At 39.3% G+C, this 15681-nt stretch carries 11 protein-coding genes; 5 read left to right on the top strand and 6 right to left on the bottom strand.

Annotation, left to right across the window (positions count from 1 at the left end; genetic code table 11):
- Positions 1–3 precede the first annotated feature (3 nt).
- Positions 4–3276 carry a PD40 domain-containing protein gene (locus IPO27_04135; GenBank protein ID MBK8845786.1) on the bottom strand — a complete coding sequence of 1091 codons (3273 nt, stop codon included), beginning with the start codon at positions 3274–3276 and terminating at the stop codon, positions 4–6.
- A gap of 728 nt (positions 3277–4004) precedes the next feature.
- Positions 4005–4310: a type II toxin-antitoxin system RelE/ParE family toxin gene (locus IPO27_04130; protein MBK8845785.1), complete on the bottom strand. Its 306-nt coding sequence runs from the start codon at positions 4308–4310 to the stop codon at positions 4005–4007.
- 331 nt (positions 4311–4641) lie between these two features.
- On the opposite strand from IPO27_04130, the gene IPO27_04125 reads away from it, so the two are divergent.
- Positions 4642–4875, top strand: coding sequence for a hypothetical protein (locus IPO27_04125; protein MBK8845784.1), 234 nt, complete (start codon positions 4642–4644; stop codon positions 4873–4875).
- On the opposite strand, the gene IPO27_04120 is transcribed toward IPO27_04125, so the two are convergent.
- Complete coding sequence (locus IPO27_04120; GenBank protein ID MBK8845783.1) at positions 4815–5111, bottom strand: sigma-70 family RNA polymerase sigma factor; 297 nt, start codon at positions 5109–5111, stop codon at positions 4815–4817. The genes IPO27_04125 and IPO27_04120 overlap by 61 nt on opposite strands.
- A 173-nt stretch (positions 5112–5284) precedes the next feature.
- Here IPO27_04120 and IPO27_04115 point away from each other — a divergent pair, with 173 nt between their 5' ends.
- From IPO27_04115 to IPO27_04105, 3 genes are all read left to right on the top strand, one after another.
- On the top strand, positions 5285–6826 hold the full coding sequence (locus IPO27_04115; protein MBK8845782.1) for a PKD domain-containing protein: 1542 nt from the start codon (positions 5285–5287) through the stop codon (positions 6824–6826).
- A gap of 195 nt (positions 6827–7021) precedes the next feature.
- Positions 7022–7576, top strand: coding sequence for a hypothetical protein (locus IPO27_04110; GenBank protein ID MBK8845781.1), 555 nt, complete (start codon positions 7022–7024; stop codon positions 7574–7576).
- Between the two features lie 286 nt (positions 7577–7862).
- Positions 7863–8285 carry a transposase gene (locus IPO27_04105; protein ID MBK8845780.1) on the top strand — a complete coding sequence of 141 codons (423 nt, stop codon included), beginning with the start codon at positions 7863–7865 and terminating at the stop codon, positions 8283–8285.
- Positions 8286–8469: 184 nt separating this feature from the next.
- Here the strand turns inward: IPO27_04105 and ychF are convergent, their stop codons facing one another.
- The 3 genes from ychF to IPO27_04090 all read right to left on the bottom strand — a co-directional run bounded on the left by ychF (position 8470) and on the right by IPO27_04090 (position 10968).
- A complete protein-coding gene (gene ychF, locus IPO27_04100) occupies positions 8470–9570 on the bottom strand; it encodes a redox-regulated ATPase YchF (GenBank protein MBK8845779.1) in 1101 nt (366 codons plus the stop codon).
- A 51-nt stretch (positions 9571–9621) separates the two neighbouring features.
- Positions 9622–10110, bottom strand: coding sequence for a methylated-DNA--[protein]-cysteine S-methyltransferase (locus IPO27_04095; GenBank protein MBK8845778.1), 489 nt, complete (start codon positions 10108–10110; stop codon positions 9622–9624).
- A gap of 72 nt (positions 10111–10182) precedes the next feature.
- Positions 10183–10968, bottom strand: coding sequence for an EI24 domain-containing protein (locus tag IPO27_04090; protein MBK8845777.1), 786 nt, complete (start codon positions 10966–10968; stop codon positions 10183–10185).
- Positions 10969–11197: 229 nt separating this feature from the next.
- Here IPO27_04090 and IPO27_04085 point away from each other — a divergent pair, with 229 nt between their 5' ends.
- A complete protein-coding gene (locus IPO27_04085; protein MBK8845776.1) occupies positions 11198–15592 on the top strand; it encodes a hypothetical protein in 4395 nt (1464 codons plus the stop codon).
- The last annotated feature ends 89 nt before the right edge of the window (positions 15593–15681 follow it).

The following is a 15681-nucleotide window of genomic DNA, read 5'->3' as shown; positions in this document are numbered from 1 at the left end:
CTGTTACTTGTTTTTTAGTGGATATGGAGGAGGTAAAGGCATGTCTTTGGCTTGTTTAAGTTGATTCATTATTTCTTCAATAGCCTTTTCAAGTTGTTGGTCGGTGCCGGAATATTCTGTGGCGGGGTCATTGTCTATTACAATATCAGGGTCAACACCATAGCCTTCTATTATCCAGCTCTTACCTTCGGTATCGAAGGGTGCAAATTCCGGACGGTTCAGATATCCGCCATCCATTATGTTAAGTGACCCGCGAATGCCTACAACTCCACCCCAACTGCGCCTTCCTATAACTTTGCCCATTCCATATTTTTTAAAACGATAAGGAAACAAATCGCCATCGCTGGCACTGTATTCATTAATGAGCATAACCTTTGGCCCGTTTATCATTTGAAACGGATTGGTATAAGGGGCCACATTGCGTTGTACGCTAATCATGGCTAGTTCGCGATTAAGGCGTTCGATAATCATAGGCGAAACATTGCCGCCCCCATTGCCTCGGTCATCTATAATTAGCGCTTTTTTATGTAGTTGCGGATAAAAATGTTTTACAAATTCGTTCAAGCCATTTACACCCATATCAGGAATGTGAATATATCCCACTTGACCATTGGTAGCAGCATTTACCCGTTCGGCATTTTTTTCTACCCAGTTGTAATAGTATAAGGTTGCTTCGGTGCTTATAGGACTTACCAGCACATTGCGTGCACCGGCAATTGCCGGTGAAGCGTTTAAGCCTAACTCAACCTGCTTGCCGGCAGTATTTACAAGTGAGGCATAGATATCGTTCATATCGTTTGTTGGCACTCCGTTAACGGTAACTATATACATTCCTTCGGCAGCATTCACATCTATTTCGGTTAATGGCGAGCGCGAAGAGCTGTACCAATTTTCGCCCTTAAGTATTTTTTTTATTTGATAAAAGCCGCTTTCGTGGCGCGCAAGTTCGGCCCCAAGCAATCCCAGCGTTATGCGCTCAGCTTTGGGATAATCGCCTCCACCTACGTAAGCATGGCCTACATTTAACTCGCCAATCATTTCACCGATAACGTATGTAAGGTCGGTGCGATGATTTACATATGGTAAATAAGCTGAGTACTTGGTGTGCATCGATTTCCAGTCAACACCATGCATATTTGGGTCGTAAAAGAAGTCGCGCATTTGTCGCCAGCATTCATCAAATATTTGTTTCCACTCTTGCTTTCGATTTACTAACACACGCACATCGCTCATATTAATTGCGTCTTTCAATTCAAATTTGCCTTTAGGCAAATCGATAATGTAATAAGTTCCTTTTTTTGCAATCAACATTTTCTTTTCGTCAGCGCTAATTTCGTAACCATCTATTTCTCCAAGTTCCGTTTCCTTTTTTTCTTTGATATCAAAATGCTTAAGCATGGTGGCATTATCACTGCGGCTGCGCTTTGCATAATAAATGGAGTTGTCAATACAGGCCAGTCCCCAATAGCTGCTTACATCTACCGGAAGAACAGTAATGCGCTCTTGTATTCCATCTAAATCAACTTTTACTTCCTTGAGTACTTTCTTTTCTTCTTTCTTTTCTTCTTTCGATTTTTCTTTGTCTTTGCTTTCTTTTTCGGCAGCAGGTTTTTCGGCTTCTTTGCTTTTGACTAAATCGTTTTTTAGTCCAAAAGGATGAGGGGTGTCTTTGCTTAATGTAATCATATACACACGGCTCATATCGGCATATGCATGATTCCATTCGGTACTGCTGTATATGGGATTAAAGTCGCGGTCAGAAACAAAAAGCAAATATTTTCCATCGCTGCTGAATGCTGGTGAATAAGATGAATACGATTGGGTGGTAATGACCATAGCTTTTTGCGTTGCTATCTCGTATAAAAAAATCTGGTCCATGTGTGCAGGCATGCGATCGGAGTAAGCAATCCATTTACCATTGCTGCTCCAAGCAAAATCATTGATCTCCGAAGTCTTGCTTGTTGCAACAACAGTAACAGCTTGTGTGTTTACTTCTATAATATTAAGGCGTTTCTTTTGGTCGCACCAGGCTATTTTATTATTGTCGGGCGACCAGGTAATAGAGTACTTATAGGTATCAGCATTTTTGGTAAGTTGTTTAGCAGGTGTAAGGCCATCAGCGGCTTGCATATAAATTTCGTCTTCACCACTTTTGTCACTAAGGTAAGCAATCCATTTTCCATCGGGTGACCATACAGGCGATCGATCGTTGGTAGTAGAGGTGCTGGTACAATTGCGTGTAATGCCTGTTTTGGCAGGAACCGAAAAAATATCGCCACGTGCAGCAAATAGGGCTCTGTTGCCATCAGGCGAAAATGACCAGTTGCTGATGGTCTTCGTTGCATCTACCCACTCATCGCGACCAATAGCAAAATCTTCGTTTATAGTAACCGTTATTTTTTTTGGCACCTCGCTTACAAAGTCAAGATAATAAAGATGGCCTCCGTGTTCAAACACAATTCCATCGGTTCCAAGGCTTGGCCATTTAACATCATAGTCGGTAAAGTTGGTCACCTTGCGTACAACATGTGTTGCTGTTTCGTAACAAAATATATTCATGGTGCGATCGCGGTCGCTACAAAAGTAGATACGCTCGCCTACCCATATAGGGAATATATCTTGCGCTTTGTTGTTGGTTATGTTTTCTGTTTTTTTCGTGTCAAAGTTGTATATCCAAATATCATCGGCCATGCCTCCCTGATAATATTTCCATGTGCGAAACTCACGAAATATCCTGTTGTAGGCCATACGTTTTTTATCGGGCGAAAAACTGCAATTGCCTCCGGCAGGAACCGGCAGTTGTTCGCTCAACCCTCCATTTACATTTGCAAAAAATAATTGACCAACAAAGTCATTGTACGATTGTTTGCGACTGCGATAAACAATTTGTTTATCGTCTCGCCAGGCCATGCAAATATTATTAGGCCCCATACGGTCGCTCACATCATCGCGGCCAAGCGTAGCAGTGTAAGTTAATCGAGTAGGAACGCCACCCTCGGCAGGCATTTTATAAATTTCGGTGTTGCCATCGTATTGAGCAGTAAAGGCAAGAGTGCTGCCATCAGGCGAAAACCGTGGATATATTTCTAGCCCAATATCCGAAGTTATTCTTCGTGCTACGCCTCCATCGCGATTTACGGAGTACATATCACCAGCATAACTAAACACTACGGTTTGGCCATTCATGGCCGGAAAACGCATTAAGCGCATGTCATTATTTTGTGCAAAGCTTACTTGCACCAACAGCACAATTGCTGCTATGCTACTTATTCTCATAATAAAAATATTTTCAGGATATTGATTGCAAATAAATGATTTATATTTTTATCAAAAGGTTAATTTGGAAAATTTCAGTAACTACTCAACAGCTAATTTAGAAAAAAAGGAGAGCAAACTCAAAATATTCTAAGACTCTTTAATAGTCGTGTCAACTACAGAATGTAAAATAGCCTATCCTTAGGCAAAGGCTAATGCTTTAAAGTGGTATGATACTTTCATTTTCACTTTTGCATTTCTGATAGCTCTTTCGGAAGCATAATTGCCATGCGGCACTTTTTGATAATGCAAAAAAGCGAAAATGGCGATACGGTTTTTCTAAGACGTTTGATAATGGCTTTAACTTTTTTGAATTTAATAACAAGTACTGTTCTAAAAAGCAAGTGAAGTCGTGTTTCTAAAAATTTACCCGCTTGAGCGGGTTGTAGCACAAGTAGATCAAGGTTTTAATATGTAGTAAGCAGTGTTTTTCAAGATAATACTTTTGCTCATACAAGCGATTGCTGATGGAGTACAATTTATCTTTGATTATTTTTTGCAAAGGGTAATTTGTATTTTCACAATCACCCAAATTTTGTTTTATCCATTATGCAGTTTAATATTCTGATGCAAGGTACAAAGCGTGTCTGATAATGTGCGTATCAAAAAACAGGAAACTAACTTTGTTGTAATTGCAATTGTTTGTGCCCCAATAAACATTCATAAACCTTTACAAAAAATTGTAATAATTATACACCAAACTCAATCCTTCTCGACAAATCTCGGGCTCCGTGCTGAATCATTAGAATATGAATTTCGTGTTTGCTTGTTATTTTATAAATTTTGCGGTAGTTGCCTTCAATTAATTCTCTGATATTTTCATTTTCAAGCTCCACAACTACCTTACCTATTTCAATTTGATTCTTTAATATTTCTGTCCTGGTTCGAATTTTTTCAACTTGCAATTGTGCATATCGTTTGGAATCTTTAGAAATGTAATCATAAATTTCTCGCAAGTCATTTTTAGCAGATTGTAACCACTTTATTTGAACCATTTTGCCATTTCCAATTTTAGTTCTTCTTCAGAAATTGTTTGTCTTGTTGCGATTCAGCAATTCTGTTTTCCAATTTTTCAATAAAAATTAGCCTTTCGATTAATTCATCAATCGAAATATTCTCGGAAAAGGATTCTATATGAATTTTTAATTTTTCTTTTGTTATCATTTTTTTTATTACAAATATACATTTTGTTATTTTTACAAGTAGGTGCTGAAAAAAATATTTTCTTATTGATAATTAGTGAAATCACTAAAGGAAATTTAGTTACATTTACAAACAGCAGCTCTCAATTATTATATCATAACACTCAAAAATGGATTTATTGTCATGAAAAAGCATTGCGCCATTTTACTTATATTACTCTTACAAAATTTTGTAACCATAACCATATACGCTCAGGGAGGTACCTGGACATGGATTAGTGGTGATAGCATTGCAAATGCCGTTGGCGTTTATGGCACACAAGGCGTACCTTCTGTAAACAACCACCCACCAGCCGTTTACGAGCCATCCCAATTGAAAGAACCGAGTTTATTGAATATTTTTACAAATGCATCCTGACACAAATCTTCAGCTTCCATTTTATTTTTTGTATACCGAAAGCAAATACCCAGCAACTTACCGGCATAAAGCTTATATAACTTTTGCTGATAAACCCTTTCGTTACGAATGAAACCCGACACTATTTCTTTTATTGCATCTTTAGCATCTATAACTGCAACCTGCATATTTTTTCGAGTATCATCCATCGAAACCGAAGTATTGTCCTTTTGTAGGTGTAGTGATAAAGCAAACATATACTATCTTTTTATATGTAGATGCATTAACAAAAGAAAGGGTTGGGTAACGGTGTGAAATAATTTTATTCTTGCTCAGCATTTTTTTATTTACCCTTAGAAATCAATAATCCTGGCATTTTCCTCATCAATGAATAATATTTAACTTTGCCATTACTTAATCATTAAAAATCATGCTGTCGAAAAATAGTCTATTTGTAATATTGATGTTGTTGAGCCTAAGAGGCATTGCCCAAACTCCACCACACTATTTTCACCAACCTGCCAATGTGGGGGTAAACAATTTGTTCCTCAATGATGGAGTATCTAAAAAATTTCTTTTCATTTATACACAAGCAGAACTGGCATCTATGGTATCGCCCGTAACGGGTTCCTTGTCCTTCGACACACTTTTCCTGCGCAGTAATATGTCGTCCACAATGAATTTGACCGGCTTGGTAATCACAATAGGCCACAGTACTCTTAATGTGCCGGTAAATAATTTTGCTGCTAACTTTAATGTAGGAGTATCGCAGGTTGTGCTCAATGCACCTAATATTTCTATTACCACTCTGCCTGGTGCATGGAATGTTCCTTCCGATAAATGGACCGCTTTTCCTATTGGTAATTTTACCTATGATGGCATAAACAATCTTGTGGTTCAAATGGAATATCAAACCAATTCGTTTCCTGCTCCCTTTTATGCCGAAAATGGTGGCGTGCCTATAAGCGTGTATGCAGCAACCAATGGCGCTTCCAATGCAACTGGCAATACTGCCAGGCCCATGTTTGGCTTTACAGCATCGTGTAATTTATCGTTGGGGGCCGATACAAGTATTTGCCCCGGTCAATCGGTTACTATTGCCGGAACTCCAAACCTTGGCACTTACTTTTGGAATACCGGTGATACCACTTCCACAATTATTGTCTCTGCACCCGGTACGTATATACTCACTGTTAACGGCTCATGCGGATTTCTTATCGATACCGTTATTGTTACTCAGGGAGTTTGTGGTGTGCCACTTATCAGTATATCATCAAGTGATACCATTTTTTGCGATAAGCAGTGTATTGATTTTACAGACCTTTCAATCAACACGCCCACATCATGGCTGTGGACTTTTTCGGGAGGCAGCCCATCAACTTCTACCGACCAAAACCCAATAGGAATTTGTTACAATAATTACGGAGCATTCGATGTGCAACTTATAGCGTGCAATGCTGCCGGATGCGATACGCTTTTATTACCTGCCTTTATTAATGAGTTGCAAGTACCGTCACCACCGGTAGTTATAGTGCAAGGCGATTCGCTCGTGTGCACCACTGTTGCTGCAAGTTACGCATGGTTCAATATTAATAATGCCAACCTGATTTTAGGAACCAATAATTATTTTGTGCCATCAACTGCAGGAGTGTACTATGTGCTTATTACCGATAGTAATCAATGTCAAAATGTGTCGGCCAATATATCATCCACGGTAGGTATATACGAAGTTTTGCTGAGTACAATTAATTCCTACTGGAACAACGATAATTTTGTGATTGAAAGCAAAATGCCTTTGGTTGGTTATGCCGTCACCGATATGAGCGGAAAGATTATTTTACAAGAAAAAATAACCGGAACACAGAAAATTATCATTTCCAAAAACAGTTTTACCTCCACCGGAGTTTATTTTATTCGGGTAGAAGGATTGGATGGAAGTACGCAGGTTTTGAAAATAGTGAACAAACCTTAAACCGCCCCCTTAACCCACATTGCAGGGCAAAAGCCACAAAACAGCCAAATTCCATTGCCAATTTGGCGAATGGCACACGGCAAAAAAATCAAACCATTGATAATGCTGCAAAGAGTGTGTCATGTTTTTAAAAAATTAAAATGTAGTCACCCCAGCTTGTTTTTATAAGCAAAAATTTGTATATAGATTTGCTGCGTGTTCCTCAAACCATATAGAAAATCACGTGCCCTTACGGGCGACCAACGTTTATATTATAAACTATGCGAAAGCTATCGCACGGCCGATAGTGTGCGGCATCAGGTGATATTAAATTTGGGTTTGTTGGAAGAGCTACCCGAGGTTGAGGATAAGAAAAAATTAGGTATCCGCATCAGCGAATTGGTGCAGGAGAGTCGAACAGGCATGGGCAAATTATTTCCGCCCGAAACGGATGTTATAGAAAAATTAGCGAACGCATTTTTTGACGAGATAAAATTAAAAAAGCGATTGGATGTATCGGCCAACAATAAAATACAAGCAATCGATACTGAGTCCATAGAAAACAAAGATATAGTAGAGGTGGGTTCGAAGTGGCTCTGCTCGCAAGCATTGGACCTGTTAGGGATAGGAAGTTTTTTACAACAAATGAATTGGAGCGATGAGCATATACGGTTAGCATATACGCACATCATCAGCCGCGCTGTATATCCTGCATCAGAATTTAAAACGGCTAAATGGATAAAACAAAATTTGGGCATATGTGAATATTGATACCCTATCAGATATATATGCGTATCGTGTAAAACTTACAAACACAATCAGATAGATGATAGTACACCACAAGAAGTGCTCATTGATAGTAACAAAAAATTACTCTCCCTAGAAAGCTTAAAGCAAAAAAGCAACACCGACCATGTTGTAAAAGTGTACTCGAGTGCTAAAGAAAAAAGCATGGACGAAAGCTTCTCTAAAAAATTTGAACTCGGCTTGCAAAATATAAAAGAGGCACTGTCAAAAAAAAAGCGGAGTAAAGCAAAAAGAAAAAGTACACGAACGCATCGGCCGACTCAAACAAAAATATCCTTCCATACACAAGCACTACAACATTGACATTGCATGCAAAGGCAACATAGCTATCGATTTAAATTGGACTGTCAACCAACACCCCAACACACACGGCACTTATTTTATACGCACCTCGCTCAATAAAAAAGACAACGCCACACTATGGCAAATCTACAACAGCATTCGCGAAATAGAATCTACCTTCCGTTACCTTAAAACAGATATAGACCTGCGCCCTATATATCACAAAACCGATGCAGCATCAACGGCACACATACACCTGGCGCTACTCGCTTACTGGACTGTAAACACTATCCGGCATCAACTAAAAGCAAACAACATAAACACACAATGGTGCGATATTGTACGTACAATGAATACGCAAAAATATCGGGGTAGCTGCAATGTGGGTTAAGGTAATAACTACACACTTGAGTTTTTCTAATCTCGCTAACCTAAGGGTATGACTTTGAAAAAAAAATTACTTGCATACCAATGCCTTTTCGTTCAAAAAAAGCATTTGTAATGTTATAATATACAAACGCTATTGTATTAGAGGTGGTTCAATAATTTGTTACGTACCTGCGTGCAAGAATCTATTACACATTAAATCTAAAATGCATTACATCGCCATCATTTACAACATATTCTTTCCCTTCGATGGAAAGCTTGCCGGCATCGCGGCAAGCCGATTCTGAACCGTAGAGTATAAAATTGGAAAACGATATTACCTCAGCTTTGATAAATCCTTTTTCAAAATCGGTATGAATAACACCGGCTGCTTGTGGCGCTGTCATACCCTGATGTATGGTCCACGCACGCACCTCCTTTTCGCCTGCTGTAAAATAGGTTGACAAGCTAAGCAACTTATATGCTTCGCGAATGAGTTTGCTAACGCCACTTTCGGTCAACCCTATATCGGCAAGAAAAACTTGCCGGTCGTCAAAGCTTTCCAATTGCGATATCTCGGCTTCAATAGCTGCTGCAATTATCAGCATACCTGCATTTTCATCCTTTATAGCATCGGCCACTACTTGCGTATACTTATTGCCTTGGGTTACCGATTTTTCGTCAACATTGCACACATACAACACGGGTTTTTCGGTAAGTAAAAAACAGTCGGCAGCATACTTACGATCTTCATCACTTAGTGGTGCAAGCCTTGCGCTGCGGCCACTTTCAAGGGTTTGCTTATAGGTGCTCAGTACCTCATAGGTTTTTTTTGCATCCTTGTCAGTACCAACTTTAGCAGCCCTTTCTACCCGTTGCATTTTTTTTTCAACTGTTTCAAGATCTTTCAATTGTAGTTCTGCATCAATTATTTCCTTATCACGAATAGGGTTAACACTGCCATCAACATGCACCACATTCTCATCATCAAAACAGCGCAGCACATGCAATATAGCATCGGTTTCGCGAATGTTTCCCAAAAACTGATTACCAAGACCTTCGCCCTTACTTGCACCTTTTACAAGGCCGGCTATATCAACAATCTCAATGGTAGTAGGTACTACACGCTGTGGCTTTACAAGCAGTTCCAATTTCAGCAGCCTTTCGTCAGGCACGGTTATTACACCAATGTTAGGCTCAATGGTACAAAACGGAAAATTGGCGGCCTGCGCCTTGGCATTTGATAAGCAATTAAACAAAGTTGATTTGCCCACGTTGGGTAATCCTACTATTCCACACTTCAATCCCATTATTATGAATTTTTAAAAAAGTGCGCAAATATAGTTAACCACCAAGTACAATCAAGTAAAAAGCGTTTGCACTCCCCACTCTATTTTGGCTTCGTGTTCGAGTAACCATTTCTTACGCCAAACCTGCCCTGCATAACCTTTGAGCGACCCATCAGTAGCAATCACACGGTGGCAAGGCACAATTATTAATATGGGGTTGCGGCCATTGCTGGCACCTACAGCACGCACACTGTCGGGTGCATTTATGCGCTCGGCAATTTGTTGATACGATTGTGTAGTTCCATATTTAATGCGGCATACTTCATCCCACACCAGGTCATCAAATTTTGTCCCAACATCTCCCAACGTAAGTTGAAACGACTTTCGCTTTCCATTAAAATATTCTTCGAGCTGATCAATAACTACTTTGCCGAATGGCGAAGCTGCAAAAGTCCCCGTATTCATATCTTCTAAAAAACGGCACCCATGTACTTCAAAATCGTAGGTAACAATTTCTAACGAGCCAATTGGCGAATTATAATAGCTTACTGATTTTATCATATCTGTAAAAATTAAACGCGTGCAAGAAAGTGATTGAATGCCAAATGTTGAATTTTTTTTTATTAAATGTAATTAGCTATGGCCTATGCGAGGTAAGCCATTTTGTATGCGATGCCGTACCAAGGTTGCAGCGACTATTGTATAGGCAGGAGCAATTAACCATCCAATAATTGGAATAGCAAGTATCGCATAAAACCCTGCTCCATTTGCAATGGCCTTCCATTTATGATATCTTAAAAGTGCAATACTTTGGCGCATGGTCATTCGTTTGCGCTCATTATAGTAGTCCATCATTCCAAATCCGGTGTAATAAGAAGAAATGCAAAACATGATAATCGGTACCGGAATATTTATTATCGGAATGAAACTTATTATTAATAAAATCAGGTACAGAAATAACTCGATAAATAAATTTCGCAACGAAATTAAAATGCCTCGCAACACGTCTTTTAAAAAATGTGTCAAATTAAATGCATTGATTTTTCCGGTAATGATTTCTTCGGTGCGTTCGGAAAGCAATGCCATTGCAGGAGCCATGATTATCAATACAACATATTTATATATAGCCATATAACCCATTACAAAAAGCACTTTAAGCAAGATGCTAAAAAAAAGAGTGGTTGCGCTTTTCAACCAGTCCAAAATAGAAAGTGTAAACACGCGCGCATCAATAAAAGCAACTATTGACTGACTGATAGTATCGGCCCATGTCCACATTACCATAAACGTAGTTATAAAAATAACAAGGTTGATAATGCCCGGCAACAGGATGTAAAACCAAAGCTTATGTTTCCAGATAAACCTATGCGCCTGCACATAGGAATTAACACCTTCTGTAAGATCTTCTATTGCATTCATGGCGTTAAATAAAATAAAATTTTACTGATAATTATTCTTGATACAATTCTATTTGGAAGAATAAAATGTTTTTCGGTTTACGGAGTGCAAGTTTGGTGGAACATTGAAATGCAAAACGATACATCACCCTATTCGTTTTTTAGCCTGTGGGCAAAAATAATTTTTATTGGCTTATGGATTCACCTTCCCTGTTGCATCAATTTATAAACAATCAAAAAAATTAATCACGATGAAGTCAATAAAAAAAATTGCTGTAACGGTCATGGCTACACTATGCTTTCTGTCTATTACAGGAGCGCTGCTTATTGCAGACACTGTATTCACCCCCATTTTCGAGAGCGAATTATTGAAGCAACTAAAAGACAAGTACATTAAACATACAGAAGATTTTCCGCAGGAAAGGATCTACCTGCAAGTAGACAAACCGCTTTATGAGCCTGGCGAGTCTATCTGGTTTGGTGCTTACTTGCGCGATGCGGCAACTATGAAGCCCTCTGAACTTAGCGATATCATGTATGCCGAACTTATTGGACCAAAAGGAAATACTGAAAAAAAGATAGCTCTGGTAGTAAAAGGTGGCCGGGCTTCTGGCGATTTTCAGTTGGGGGATGAATGCGCAGGTGGTATCTATAAGATTAAAGCATATACGCATTATCAATGTAATGAACCCGATAGCTTATTCTTTATTAAGGAAATTACGGTACAACAAATGATTAATCAGCACTTGAAAATGAAACTCGACTTTGAACGAAAATCGTATGCCGGAGGCGATGAAGTTATGGCAAAGCTTGATGTTGCTACCAACGACAACACGCCCCTTTTTAACCATCCTCTATCTTTTAAAGCTTCCATTGATGGCGAAAACCTGATAGAGTCGCAAAGCAGCACGGGCAACGATGGCAGCACCTATATACGTTTTTTGCTACCGCGAAAACTAAAATCAAATGATGGGATACTCAATGTAATGATTGAGCACGATGGTATAACCGAGAGTATTTCGCGCAGCATACCCATTGTATTAAACGATATTCAACTTAGCTTTTACCCTGAGGGTGGCGATATGATTACCGGAGTTGAAGGCCGTATTGCGTTTAAGGCGTTAAACGAATTTGGCAAGCCTGCAGATGTTACAGGTGTAATAAAAGATAGTCGGAACCGTAAGGTGGCCGACTTCACATCATTTCATTTTGGTATGGGATCGTTTGCGCTTACCCCTGAAGCTGGAGAAAATTACACCGCCTACCTAACTTCGATTAATACAGATAAAACATTCGAACTACCACTTGCGCTTGAAAATGGATATAGCCTTAATGTAAAAAACGAAGACAATAAAGTTACAACTATGACCATATATGCTCCCGAAGCTGGCGAAGTAAACATTGTTGGTCGCATGCGCGAGCAACTCATTTATTCGAACACGGTGGCTTGCACAAAAGGAATTAATACTGTAACCATAAACAAAACCAGCATGCCGATGGGCGTTGCACAGTTCACACTTTTTGATGCTTCGGTTACTGCGCAATGCGAGCGCCTGGCCTTTATCAATAAGCAGACAACGCTCCAAATTGGCGTTCACACTGATAAAGAAAAATATCTGCCTCGCGAAAAAGTGAAATTAAAAATCACCACAAAAAATGAATTGGGTGCACCTTGTGCAGCATCTTTATCGCTTTGCGTAACCAACGATCAGTTATTAAGTATGGCCGATGATAAACAAGGAAACATTATCAGCGAATTACTTTTGCAGCCCGACCTCAAAGGTAAAATTGAAGAACCAGCATTTTATTTCAGTAATCATCCAAAGGCAACGCAAACGCTTGACTTGTTATTAATGACTAACGGATGGCGAAGATTTAGCTGGAGTAAAATTACTGAACAAGGCATAGCACCATTTGCGTTCAAGCCTGAAAAAGCCGAAATTAAAGGAACTGTAATTTCATCGAACAATGGATCTCCCATTGCAGGTGCTCAAGTAATGGCGGGCAACAAATTAGTTAGAACCAATCGAGATGGAAAATTCCTGCTCAAAGGCATTGATATCAGTCAGTATAAGAAACTCATAGTAAAAGCTGAAGAGTATGAGCAACTAGAACAATCGCTGCTATCATACACCGAACAATATTATCAAATGGAAATGAAGCAACGGGCAATACCTGTGGCATTGCATGAAGTAGTTGTTGTGGAAGAAGCAATGCAAATGAGAGAAGATGCACCCATGCAGATGGTGGAAATTGCGGACGATAATCGTATTCAGGCTAAAGCAAATAGAATAAGAAACTCGCCACCTAGCCCAGTGAAGAAAAAAACATTGGCGAAAAACGCAGAACGAGAAATTGCCAAGGATGAAATTAAAGCTGTACAAAAAGAAAATAAAAACGAAGCCAACGGAAAAGAATTAATGGCCCATGACTTAGACATGGATCTAAAACTTGAAAGACGGGATAACAGAAATAAAAAACCAATGCCTGACACCATTGCCCTCGAAGCTCCTGCAGTAGCAGAGTTTTATCGAGCAAGAGAATTTCCAACAGTCACTTATGCCGATACAAAAACTAAAGTGCGCGATGACTTTAGAAGCACGTTATTCTTTGATGGCGTTTTGAATACCAACGAATTGGGCATAGCCGAAGCTGAATTCTTTGCATCTGATGAAATCACTTCGTTCCGTGCCATTGCAGAAGGAATTGGAAAGAATGGCTTGGTAGGACATTCAGAAAAACTATTTTATACTCAACTTCCATTTTCTGTTAATGCAACCCTTCCTGTAGAGCTCGTTACTGAAGACGCAGTTTATATTCCTGTTACTTTTAAAAATAATAGCGACAAAAAATTATTGGTAAATGTTTCAATAAAAACCACCGATGCACTTACGGCATTTGCTCCAATAATAAATAAAGTTGACTTGCTTGCCGGAGAATCTAAAACCGTGCACTATGGCTACATGACGGGTTTTACAAAAGGCGAATTCCCAATCACCATTCAGGCAAACGGTGGAGGCATGGAAGATGTAATTGAGAAGAAAATAAAAATTGTGCCTAAAGGATTTCCGGTTACGGAAAGCATCAGCAATAATGAAAAATATACCTCCTTGCGCATTAACACTTCAGCAGCAGTAAAAGGTTCTGTTGAAGTTAATGTAACTGCCTTTCCTAATGTAGTAAGCGATATACTTAAAGGAATTGAAGGCATCATGCGTGAGCCCGGAGGATGCTTTGAACAAACAAGCATGAGCAGCTATCCCAATGTGATGGTCATGGATTATTTAAAAACCTCGGGGCAACAAGACGAAAAAATGATGGCAAGTGCAAGTGCTATGATTGACCGTGGTTATAAAAAACTAATCAGCTTTGAAACAAGCCAAAAAGGTTATGAATGGTTTGGAAGTGCTCCGGGGCATGAAGCATTAACCGCATACGGACTCATGCAATTTAATGATATGCAAAACGTATATGGTCATGTTGACAAGAAGATGCTTGACCGCACTGCCGCCTGGCTACTAAGCCGAAAAGATGGCAAAGGTGGCTACCTGCGCAGCGATAAAGCTGCCGACAGCTATGGACGTGCAAATGCCAATGTAACAAACACCTACATCACTTATGCCCTTACAGAGGCTAACTATCAAGACCTTAAAAAAGAATTAGACCTTGCTTATGAAAATGCCATCAACAGCAAAGACGCATATATAACTGCACTTGCTGCAATAGCTTTAATAAATAGTAAAGATAACCGTGCCAATGAGCTCCTTGTGGCACTTATGGAAAATCAAAATACAGACGGCAGCTGGACTGGCAAAACACAAAGTATAACCTGCAGCACCGACCGGGCGCTTACCATAGAAACCACTTCGCTGGCTTTGTTGGCCTTGCTTAAGTCTGAGCGTAAATCTATTGAAAAGATAAATCTTGGCGCTAGTTTCCTTGTAAAATCTCGTCAGGGAGCTGGTGATTTTGGCAATACACAAAGCACAATACTTGCATTAAAAGCACTAACAGCATTTGCTACATTCGGCAAACGTACACATGAAAACGGCACCATCGAATTCTATGTGGATGGCGAAAAAGTAACCGAAAAAAATTATCAGGCAGGTGTTCGTGAAGCCATTGTATTGTCAAATCTTGAAAAGTATGTTACCGGTGGATCACACTTACTCGAAGTAAGATTTAAAGGATGTAAAAATCCATTGCCATCAACCATAGCAGTTTCCTATTACTCTGAATTGCCGTCAAGCCAAAACAAATGCAAAATTGATCTAAACACTTCGCTTTCAGAAAAGACAGTTAAACAAGGCAATACCGTACGACTTACAGCCACCATAAAAAATACTACCAACGAGGGGCTACCATCTACGATGGCAGTGATTGGTATTCCGGCAGGCTGTTCTGTTCAACCATGGCAGCTAAAGGAAATGTTTGACAAGAAACTGTTCGACTTCTATGAACTAAAAGGCAACAATTTAATAGCTTATTATCGTCAAATGAAACCGTCTGAAAAAATTGAATTAAATTTTGATCTGCGTGCTGAAATTCCCGGTAACTATTGTGCCAATGCAAGTACCGGATACCTATATTATACCAACGAATATCGCGATTGGGAAAAAGGACTCTCCTTGCACATTCAGAAATAGAAGTTCAATTAATGCATCGAATTTATCTTGCTATAAAAAATGAGTTTACATAAAAATATTGACTGAATAAATAGTTGCCAAATGCAAAA

The organism is Bacteroidota bacterium, assembly GCA_016714535.1.
Classification (GTDB): Bacteria; Bacteroidota; Bacteroidia; order AKYH767-A; family OLB10; genus JADKFV01.
Note: the sequence above shows the minus strand (reverse complement) of the source record. Positions and strands in the feature narration are given on the sequence as shown.

What these genes read in the sequence shown, in the direction of transcription:
- IPO27_04095 (MBK8845778.1), bottom strand. Translation starts at nt 10,110, where the DNA reads ATGATAAAATCAGTAAGCTATTATAATTCGCCAATTGGCTCGTTAGAA.
- IPO27_04135 (MBK8845786.1), bottom strand. Translation starts at nt 3,276, where the DNA reads ATGAGAATAAGTAGCATAGCAGCAATTGTGCTGTTGGTGCAAGTAAGC.
- IPO27_04130 (MBK8845785.1), bottom strand. Translation starts at nt 4,310, where the DNA reads ATGGTTCAAATAAAGTGGTTACAATCTGCTAAAAATGACTTGCGAGAA.
- IPO27_04090 (MBK8845777.1), bottom strand. Translation starts at nt 10,968, where the DNA reads ATGAATGCAATAGAAGATCTTACAGAAGGTGTTAATTCCTATGTGCAG.
- ychF (MBK8845779.1), bottom strand. Translation starts at nt 9,570, where the DNA reads ATGGGATTGAAGTGTGGAATAGTAGGATTACCCAACGTGGGCAAATCA.
- IPO27_04120 (MBK8845783.1), bottom strand. Translation starts at nt 5,111, where the DNA reads ATGTTTGCTTTATCACTACACCTACAAAAGGACAATACTTCGGTTTCG.
- IPO27_04085 (MBK8845776.1), top strand. Translation starts at nt 11,198, where the DNA reads ATGAAGTCAATAAAAAAAATTGCTGTAACGGTCATGGCTACACTATGC.
- IPO27_04125 (MBK8845784.1), top strand. Translation starts at nt 4,642, where the DNA reads ATGAAAAAGCATTGCGCCATTTTACTTATATTACTCTTACAAAATTTT.
- IPO27_04115 (MBK8845782.1), top strand. Translation starts at nt 5,285, where the DNA reads ATGCTGTCGAAAAATAGTCTATTTGTAATATTGATGTTGTTGAGCCTA.